The organism is Bacteroidota bacterium, assembly GCA_039111535.1.
Taxonomy (GTDB): Bacteria; Bacteroidota; Rhodothermia; order Rhodothermales; family JAHQVL01; genus JBCCIM01.
The window spans coordinates 39,683-48,057 of sequence record JBCCIM010000021.1; the positions used below are offsets into that span (position 1 = coordinate 39,683).

The following is an 8,375-nucleotide window of genomic DNA, read 5'->3' on the forward strand; positions in this document are numbered from 1 at the left end:
TGGGTCGCGGCAGTATCCGCAACCCAGCGTATTCATCGGGGAGATGCTTCATCGCCTAACCAAATCGGTTTATGCCGACACAACAGGTTTGTCGAGAAGCAGAGACAAGGCAACTAACGATGGCGTCAGTACCGTGTCCTGGTAGAGAACCGAGGCGCCGGGTCATCAAATTCAATAACCCGGGGGTTCTTTAAACGGGGAGCAAAAGGCGCGGCAACTGCCGGCTGGGGTTCAATAGAGCGTACATGGTACACTTGCTCTCGCAAGCGCAGCGTCGCAGAGATCCTGCAAAGGCAAAAGCGTCGAGATTGCCAACAGGCAAATAGAACTTGCTACAAGGTTGTTGATTGGGCAACGGAATGTGCAATCTTTCCGCATGACCTGCCCGATTCGGTGCACGAACCGGACAGGTCCGGAAATCAACAAGTAACAGACAGCAAATGCTTACTAAACAGTATGGTGATGCGCGTTCAAGTCATACTGTAGCCATGAGTTGTATCGATCACAACGTAATCGACGGGAATAAACTACGCGCTCAATTCGCCTGGAAGATTATACAAATGATCCATTCTGTGGTGCGTTTTAGGCGCACTGTGTTGTACCTGATTGGCGCATAAGGTGGCCTTTGTCTGCTGTAAATCTACATAAAACACGTTTTTTTGCAGTTTAGCCGGCTGGCCCGCACAATTACTCATCCAGCGAGATGCGTTGTCAATTCTTTGCTTTGCAGCATGTTATGCGCCAAATCGAGTGCGCCAAATTAGAGGCACATCCGCGGGTGCATTACGCGCGCTATTTAATTAAGCGTTATTGTAACCGTGTGCGGGGCAAGGGACAAAAAAGTGCCTCACAAAAAAAGCGGGTGCATACGTAATTGATACGGTACACGATGACGCGCATATCCATGGCTATTGTGTTGCCTTGAACTCCTGACCAGGGCCCTAGATATAGCTCCCCCAGCACGTGGTAAATGCGCTTGCGTTCTGTACAATCGAGATCACTCCTGAAGTGAAAACCTGATCTCGAGAACAGATACCACCATCCACTGCAGCGCTCAACCCACCAAATTGAGTGCGCCCTCCTTGTGCCGCATGAATGCCAAGTTACTATCATTATTGATGGTTGGCTGGGTTATGTCCTGTTTTTCGTTGAGTATGGCCCAGGACAAGCCGGCTAATCCTTCATCGCCTATAAACAAATCGCCTGTCCTGGTTGCTTCCAACCCGCTGGGAGCACGCACAGGCACGTTGACCGGTAGCATCCAGGGCCTGGTTGTGGAAGCAGGTACCGAACTTCCAGTTGTAGGTGTACACGTGCATGTAAAAGGCACTGATTATGGTGCTGTAACCCATACTGATGGTACTTTTGTTGTGAATGGCGTGCCGGTCGGCCGGCATACCGTTGAAGCACGTATGTTGGGGTTTTCCTCGCAAGAATTCAGGGTTGATGTGCGCCGGCAGCCAACGCCTTTTGTCACTGTCGCATTGGAAGAGGCAGCCCTGCAGCTTGATGGCATCGTAATTAAACCAGAAAACACGACTCCAGAGACGGCAACACTGGCTGGTTTACAGCACTTGCCGGCTTACAAAATTGCGCGCGCCAAGGCTTTTGATGAAGACATCTACCGGACGGTAACACGAACGCCCGGCATCGTAGCAAATGACTTTTCTTCCCGTTTCATGATCCGCGGCGGGGCACACGATGAGGTGCTTGTTACGCTGGATGGACTTGAGCTGAACGATCCTTTCCACTTGAAAGACTTTGGCGGTGGAGGGATCAGCATTGTCGATGCAGATGCCGTTGGGGCGATGACGCTATCAACCGGTGGGTATACAGCTGATCTGGGCGACCGGATGAGTGGTGTGCTTCAGATAAATTCTGTTGAACCGGCTGCCGGTCAGGCCGTTTCGCGGCTGGGTCTCAGCCTCATGAATGCCCGCATTTTTAGCCAGGGGACCCTTGGAAATGGAAATACGCAATGGGTTTTCTCTGGCCGGCGCGGTTACCTTGATTTTTTGCTCGACCTGATGCAAACGTATCCGAGCTACTCGCCACAGTTTTTTGACGGATTTGCGAAGCTGAGTCATAAATTTGGCGAAAAACATACCGTTGCACTGGAAGGTCTCGTATCAGGCGATCAATTTAAATATCTCGATGTAACGGACCCCAACGACCAGGTGCACACCAACTATGGCAATGGCTATGTATGGCTCAATTGGCAGAGTGTATGGCGTCCGCGCCTGTTTTCTGAAACCGTGGTGTCCACAGGCAAGGTTTGGCGCATGCGAGAAGGGGTTGATATACGGCGAGACAGCCTGGTCAACTTTGAGACAGACGACACGCGCAAGTTTGCCATCTTCCAATTCAAACAAGACTGGACACTGCAGCAGGATGAGCACAGGCAAGCACGGTGGGGATTCAGTTTAAAACAACAGCGTGCCAACTACAGGTATAGCAGTGGGCATCTGATTCAGCAAGTTGCGCATGCACAGGCTTCTCAGAAGGTGACCAACAGGTATGCGGAACGACACACCGCAACAGATCCCGCCGGCGTCTTATTTAATATGTATGGTAGCCAGCAAGTGCGTTTGGCGCCAAAAATTCTTGCTACAGCCGGACTCCGTACAGGTTATGCTTCGTGGAGCAGTGACTTTTACCTTGATCCGCGCCTTAATCTACAATATAGCCCATCCTCTGCCACCCTGATTCGCGGTGCATGGGGCTTTTTCCACCAACCGCAAGGTATCGCACAACTCTACGTTGAAGACGAAGAGCAACGCTACCATAAAGCGGAACGTTCTCGACACATTATTTTGGGGCTCGATCATACATTAAGAGGCACGTGGGCGCTCAAGCTGGATCTGTATGATAAACAATACGCCAATGTGCGGCCCCGGTATGTAAGTCCGGCAGGCGATGTGGCTGCATTTTTCCCGGAAATAGACAAATACAGGACGTATTGGAAACCTGATGAAACACATACACGCGGCGTCGAAGTATCGGTTGTCAAAACAGCCGGCAGGGTTCTGACTGGCGCAGCAGGATATACGCTGTCACAAGCTTTTGATATACGCGATGGACAGCGGTTCTATAAAGACCATGATCAGCGACAAGCAGCCCTGGTAGATTTCAATATCCAACCCACCAAGCAGCTGCTCATCAATCTGTCGTGGCAATACCATGCCGGGTGGCGCCATGCTGAGGCTGCATTTGATGTAACCTATCAACAAGGCAATGACGTGTTATTTGATACCCACTTTGGCGCGCGAAATGCAGCACGCTATCCTGCCTATCACAAAATGGACCTTCGCATAGCACGACAGTTCTATTTCAAAAACCAGTCTGTAGCAGCTTTTCTGGAAATACAAAACCTTTACAACAGGCAAAACGTCAGGCGCTACCGCTACGAGCCGGCTGTTTCTTCTGATGGCGAAGTATCTTTCCTTACACATGCTGAGGCCTGGCTCCCGCGCCTTCCAACCCTAGGCCTCAAATGGGAGATCTCGCATTAATTTCTAACAAGGCTTTTCACTCAACTTGCGAAAACTGCTGCGTCAGCCGATACTAAAGGGCAGAACGTAGCACCCTACCGCTAAAGGAACAGGATTTGATTAGACTTTTGGCAACTAACGTTCGATATTTACATCGCTACCCTACGTCTACCCAGACAGGATCTTTAGAATAAGATTGGCGCTAAGTGTTTGATATTAATGGATTTGTGGGAATATCTTTTGCGCCATACTCCTGTATCTTTTGCGAAGGTTGTTGCTTTTAGTTCTTAAGCAGGAGCCTTGAAATCTTCGTCTTCCCTCATTCGGACACGCAGAAATAAGCATGCGAGCAAGAAAACGCGCGTGGCCCGCGTCCTTTGACAAATATTTCAAAGAACGTGGCGAAAAGCCGGCGCAGCCTAACAGGTCAGTCCCAAGTGTCAAAAAATCATCTACAGCAGGTACGCTCTCCCCTTATCAGGGCACTTTTGATACTAAAATGAGCCAGCACCTGCTAAGACGGGCTGCTTTTGGGGGCTCTCCCGCAAAATTACAAGAATTTGAAGGTGCGTCGGTCGATGCCGCGATCAGCCAACTGGTTGTTGATGCGATCAATCGGCCGATGCCCACACCACCCCATTGGGTCAATGAAGGTTTGCCGCCAGATGGCTCCTCCGACGCTGTATATCAGGCCTATTTCGACAACAATGTAGAATGGGGCTTTTCATACAGCCAGCAATGGATTCTTGACCTGTATGAAGGCGGGCTACGTGAGCGGATGACCCTCTTTTGGTCTGATCATTTTGTGACCGAAATAGACGTCTATTTCTTTGCACCGATGGTGTACCGGTATCTCACACTTTTGCGAACCCATGCCCTGGGCAATTTCAAGCAAATGGTGTACGAGATTGGCATCGACCCGGCCATGCTGAATTACCTGAACGGAGATGTCAGCTACTGGTGGGCGCCCAACGAAAACTATGCGCGTGAACTGCTTGAACTCTTTACCATGGGGCAGTTCGACAAGAATGGCAACGAAAACTACACCCAGGAAGACATCACCGAACTCTCGCGTGCGCTCACCGGGTGGGGAATAGATTATTCAACCTACAACACATCTTTTGATCGAGGTTTACACGACTTCCTCAAGAAAACCATTTTTGGTGTTGAGGCGTCGTTTGACTACGAGCAGGTTATTGACCTGATTTTTGAGCAACGCAGCGAGCAAATAGCCTACTTCGTTTGCGCCAAATTATACGCTGCCTTTGTACAAGATGCACCAGATGATGATATCGTGCAGGGCCTGGCCGATATCTTTCTAGCCAACGACTTCGAAATTGCGCCTGTTGTTGAGGCGTTGTTGAAAAGTGAACATTTCTATGCTTCTGAATTTCGCGGGGCAAAAATCAAGAGCCCTGTGGATATGATGGTTGGGCTGATGCATGAAACCGGTGTGACGCGGTTTGCTGATAATGCGCACGAAGTCATGTATTGGATGCTGCGCGACATGGGGCAGCAATTGTTACAGCCGCCAAATGTAGCTGGCTGGCCCGGGTATCGAGACTGGATTTCTACCGCCACGTTACCGAACCGCTGGAATACTGCCCACTATCTGTATGTGAATGTTTTTACAGGCAACTACGTCAACCTGGTGCCTGTTGCTGAAAAGCTGATTGATCCTGCAGATCCGATGTTAGCATTCAAATTGCCGGCGCTCCTCGCTGAACACTTTGTTGCTGTACCACCCGATCAACTTGGGTTTGAAGCGTCCGGACAAGATTTCGCCGGGGATCTTGTTACCTATCCGATTCCCCAGGAGATCCTTGATGCACCAGCGCATGTACGCGACCTTGCCAAAATTTTCCTGCAAGGCAATCCGTGGTATGAGTGGCACATGAACCATCCAGCCGTTGTCTTTATCCTGCTGGATTATCTGCAATTTCTTACCGAGCTGCCCGAGTATCAACTGGCCTGATCTACGCTAGATGTGAAAGGGGCGTACCGCCTTGATGGCGGCGAAGCAAACAACATTCAAACGTTTGATGACAATGAGAAATTCAGCATTTAAAGATAGAACAGGCAGCCGTTTACAGGATGGGAAAGCCCACAGCGATGACCATCGGAATTGGTCGCGGCGCGACTTTTTGGGTGCGCTAGGCGCTTCTGCCGGCGGGACAATGATGCTTGGCGGTGCTGCAATTCGCCCCCTGGGCGGGACCATGTATTCCGAGTTACTCCAGTCTTCCACTGACCGTGTGTTGGTGCTCATCCAACTCAACGGCGGCAACGACGGCTTGAACACGCTTATCCCTGTTGAAGACGACACGTATTATCAGCTTCGTCCCAATGTATCTGTGGCGAAGTCCGAAGCGCTGTTAATCAATAACGAGATGGGTTTTCACCCTTCTTTTGAAAAGATCTTGCCATTGTATAACGAAGGCCAGATGGCAATTCTACAAAATGTGGGATACCCCGAACAGGACTTCTCGCATTTTCGCTCGACTGACATCTGGATGTCTGGGAGCGAGCCGGCTACGTACTGGAATACCGGTTGGATTGGCCGGTCGATGCAATTGGAGTCTGGGGAGGATGTGAAAACGCTTGAATACCCGCTCGCTGTACAACTAGGGTCGGAGTCTCCATTGTTGATCAAGGGCGAAGATCGGAGCATGGGCATGTCTGTCAACAACCCGGATACGTTTGAACGCCTGGCGGCAACGGGTAAGGTTTTCGACGAAGACAATGTGCAGGCTACACGCGCCGGCGAAGAGATCTCTTTTGTGCGGTCTGTTGCCAACGATGCCTTCCGGTATGCCGGCGCCATTCAAGAGGCAGCCAACGCTGGTCGCAACGGAGTCAATTATCCCAATAATAATTACCTCGCACACAACCTATCTATTGTTGCCCGGCTTATTAAAGGTAATCTGGGATCTCGGATTTACCACGTATGCCTGGGCGGGTTTGACACACACGCTGACCAGGTCGGCCAACACGCAATGCTCTTGCGCTACCTTTCGGAAGCCGTTGCTGCTTTTCAGGCAGATCTGGCGGATGGCGGATGGCAGGATCGCGTGTTGACTATGACGTTTTCAGAATTTGGCAGGCGCGTGGACGAAAATGGTTCTCGTGGCACCGATCATGGTTCTGCCGCACCACTCTTCCTGTTTGGCCCTACAGTGGCTGGCGGCCTCTATGGTTCACGGTTCAATCTGACCGACCTTGACATGTACGGTAACTTGCGATCGGAATTCAACTTCAGGAATGTATATGCCACCGTATTGCAAGACTGGTTTGGCTTTTCCCCTTCAGCCAGCCAGCAGGTAATGGGGGAGGCGTACAGCAGCCTTGGTTTTGTGGCGCGTCCGATTGCAACCACTAACGAGCGACCACAGCCTGAAACGGGTTTTGCGTTGCATACAAATTATCCGAATCCGTTTATCGGGCAAACCAACTTGTCGTTCACTTTACCGGCTTCCGTTTCTGTTCGGCTACGTGTCTTTGATGCGCAAGGGCGCCACGTGCATACCGTTGTGGATGGTGTGCTTGGAGCCGGCCGGCACGAAATACCCTTCCGGGCCAATGGCTTGCCGAGTGGACGCTACTTCTACCGCCTTGAATCACCAAATGCCGGTACAAAGGTTGGCACCATGACCTTACTCAGATAACACACGTTCTACACCAGGATTACAACTGCGGCACCCCGGGTAAATGCTTCCCGAGGTGCCGTTTTTTTTATTTAGATAGCCACCATAATCCACGGGAATACGGGTCATAAAAGCCGGGTTTGTGGCATTTTGTTACACATTCTGTGAATTAGCCCACAGTTACGATACCGTAAAATCAGCAAAATTTATCGTGTAGTGTATAGAAATGCGACATGGCACGGATTGGTTTGATTCTTGTCTTGTCCCAAATTGCAAATTGCACGGATACAAGCCGGTATCCAGCCTTTGGTCCCATCGTGCAGTGCAAACGTACTGTTAGCAAAGGTCGTTTTTTAACGAGCATCATCGGAGGTGTGATGGCACATCATTATACAGGCACACACACGTCGAAATCGTCAACGCGTACTACAAGCCGGTATTTCAAATTACGGGAAGAGCCACTTGGTTGGTGGCCTGGTGGTTTACTGCCGCTACTCGGTTTGTTGCTATTGTTTCTATGGGGTGCAACACGTATTGCGCCTGATATGGAGGAAGCTACCGAAGCAGGCGTAGCGCAAGCGTTGCAAGCAACCGGTTACACTGGCCTCGACGTAGTTGCCGACGGACAACATGTAGCAGTAACTGCAAAAGGTACAGCAGCTGACGCTGTTCAGATTGAACGTATCGCTCGCGGGACAACCTGTGACACGTGGGCAGGCGATCTGATTTGTCCAACACGGGTTGCTGTAGCACTCGACGAAGTCGCTGTTAGCAATCACAATTTCAATTTTGTACGCGGTACGGGGCAAACCATTTTGCGTGGTGAAGTACCGGATGAACAAACCCGCAATAACCTGCTTGCCGCAGCGCGGGCCCGTCTTGGCGAAGTGACAGACTCTTTGCAGATTACCGGAAAACACGCCGGCCCCGGATATCCCTGGGCTTTAAGCAAAGCATGGGACTTCCTCGGACAGATAACCGCCGGTCGGGTATCGTGGACTAATGGCGTCCTTTCTGCATCCGGTCGTGCCAAGAAAGACGACGAAGCTGCAATCCGAAACGGATTTGCAAGTGCCCAATTCCCTGATCGGATTGGCGACCTTTCGTTGATCTTCGACGAAGAGGTTGACCGCTGTAACGAGGCTTTCGAAACCCAATTGCGCCGTTCAGTGATCCGATTCCAGACGGGCAGTGCAGTGATCCAGGCAGCAAGCCGGCCACTGCTTACGCAACTCGCCGA

At 50.9% G+C, this 8,375-nt stretch carries 4 protein-coding genes; all 4 read left to right on the forward strand.

The genetic code is table 11. The features are described 5' to 3' along the window. The first annotated feature begins 1,133 nt into the window (after nt 1-1,133). Nucleotides 1,134-3,512: a DUF2012 domain-containing protein gene (locus tag AAF564_05680; protein MEM8485016.1), complete on the forward strand. Its 2,379-nt coding sequence runs from the start codon at nt 1,134-1,136 to the stop codon at nt 3,510-3,512. Between the two features lie 322 nt (nt 3,513-3,834). After that, complete coding sequence (locus tag AAF564_05685; GenBank protein MEM8485017.1) at nt 3,835-5,466, forward strand: DUF1800 domain-containing protein; 1,632 nt, start codon at nt 3,835-3,837, stop codon at nt 5,464-5,466. 73 nt (nt 5,467-5,539) lie between these two features. Further along, nucleotides 5,540-7,156, forward strand: coding sequence for a DUF1501 domain-containing protein (locus AAF564_05690; protein MEM8485018.1), 1,617 nt, complete (start codon nt 5,540-5,542; stop codon nt 7,154-7,156). Between the two features lie 356 nt (nt 7,157-7,512). Beyond that, the coding region (locus AAF564_05695) for a hypothetical protein (protein MEM8485019.1) at nt 7,513-8,375 on the forward strand (863 nt) is incomplete at its 3' end.